Source organism: Leifsonia sp. NPDC058292, assembly GCF_042880955.1.
Classification (GTDB): Bacteria; Actinomycetota; Actinomycetes; order Actinomycetales; family Microbacteriaceae; genus Leifsonia.
The window spans coordinates 1-1,501 of sequence record NZ_JBHVYL010000086.1 but is presented as its reverse complement, the minus strand read 5'-3'; the positions used below and the strand labels follow the sequence as shown (position 1 = coordinate 1,501).

3 protein-coding genes are annotated in these 1,501 nt (G+C 70.5%); all 3 read right to left on the bottom strand.

Features of this window, described 5'->3' with window-relative positions; translation table 11 throughout:
- Positions 1–587 (bottom strand): hypothetical protein (locus ACFVWR_RS19100; protein WP_387216044.1); only part of this gene is annotated, 587 nt, incomplete at its 3' end.
- Positions 580–792, bottom strand: coding sequence for a hypothetical protein (locus ACFVWR_RS19095; RefSeq protein WP_387216041.1), 213 nt, complete (start codon positions 790–792; stop codon positions 580–582). The genes ACFVWR_RS19100 and ACFVWR_RS19095, both read right to left, overlap by 8 nt.
- 29 nt (positions 793–821) lie before the next feature.
- Positions 822–1,501 (bottom strand): hypothetical protein (locus ACFVWR_RS19090; RefSeq protein WP_387216038.1); only part of this gene is annotated, 680 nt, incomplete at its 5' end.

Sequence of the window (1,501 nt, the reverse complement as noted above, 5' to 3'; positions counted from 1 at the left end):
GTCTCGGTGAGGGTGAGGCTGTCGCAGCGGGGGCAGGGCTGCGGGATGGGCCTGCGCTGGGGGCGGAGGCGGGTGATGCCGCGGATGGTCCGCATGAGGCTGTACAGCTCGTCGCGCATGTCTCCGGCCCAGGGACGCCGGCACGCCCAGTCGAGGCTGCGTGGTGCAGCGAGCCACAGGGCGAGCGCTTCGGGCGTCGTCTCGTCGGGCCCGTTCCAGCGGCGTTCCTCGCAGATGACGCGCATCCAGTCGCCGAGGGTGCCAACGATCGGGGTGGGCCCTTCGTGGTCGCCGTGAGGGTCGGGGACGGTCGTCCAGGCGGCGGGGCCGACGAGGTTGAGGACGTCGTCGCGGCCGGGGAGGGGCGGGGTGGGGGTGCCGTTGCGGCCGCGGGCGCCGGTGGTCTCGCGCTGGCGGCTGCCCTCGAGGACGATCATCTGCAGGGGGATCTCGTGCATCCAGGTGCGGATGGCGGAGACGCACGGGCTGCAGAGGTATTGCTCGCCGGCGAGTTCGTGGTCACGGAGTTCGCGGCTGCAGGTGCTGGCGGCGCAGGGCCAGGCCTGCGGGGCGTCGTCGTTACGCATCGTGGTTCCCCTCCTCCCGCCTCTTCTGGGCGCGGAGGCGGGCCACCCCCAGGTCCCATACCGTCATGCCTACTGCCTCGGCCTCTCGATACGCCTCGTCGATTCGTTGGCACATCTCGATGGCCGTCGCAAGATCCCAGCTGTCGGGGAGGTCGTAGTCGACCCCGTTGTCGTACCCCTTGAAGGCTTCGATCCGGATGCTCACTGACGATGCTCCTTGCGGCGTGCGGTGGTTCAGGGGCGGGCGGTGTTGCTGGCGGTCTCGGTCGCTTCGGTCGCTGCCGGACTGGACGGCACATGAGCAGGCTCGCCGTCGACTGCGGTGCGCAGGATCCGAGCCCAGTGCCGCGCCCCGGTGATCCGCTCCATGTCCGCGATCACGTCCCGGACGCGGGCCACGGCGACCCACGCCGTTCGGCCCTCGTCAAGCCGCTGCTCGTGCGCCATGAGGAAGCAGCGGCGCGCCCGTTCGTTGTCGCCGATGATCTGCTTCACGACGTCGAGGCGTTCGACGGCGGTTGCCTCGTTGAAGCGGGCGAGCCACTGCCCGGGGGTGGGCATGGCGAGCGGGTCGTAGCCTTCCTCTTCACCGGCGCGGAGCTGGGCGAGCTGCTGCTCCAGGTCGGCGACCTTCGCCCCGTGCCGCTCGGGCTCGGTGGGCCCCATGTGCCGGATGACGTCCGCCAAGTCGGCGTGTCCGAACGGGTCGTCGTCTTGGATGATCTCGGTGTCGCACATGGCGCGGCGGATGTCGTCGAGCTGTTGCTCCTTCGCGCGGCGGGTCTGGTGTGCGAGGCGGAGGCGCTTCTCGGCCTGCTCGGCGCGGTCGTAGAGCTCGTCGAGTTGGTCGCTGCTGATCTCGTTGATGCTCAAGCGGTCGGTCACGGTGCTGTTGCTCCTTGCGGGGGTGGGGC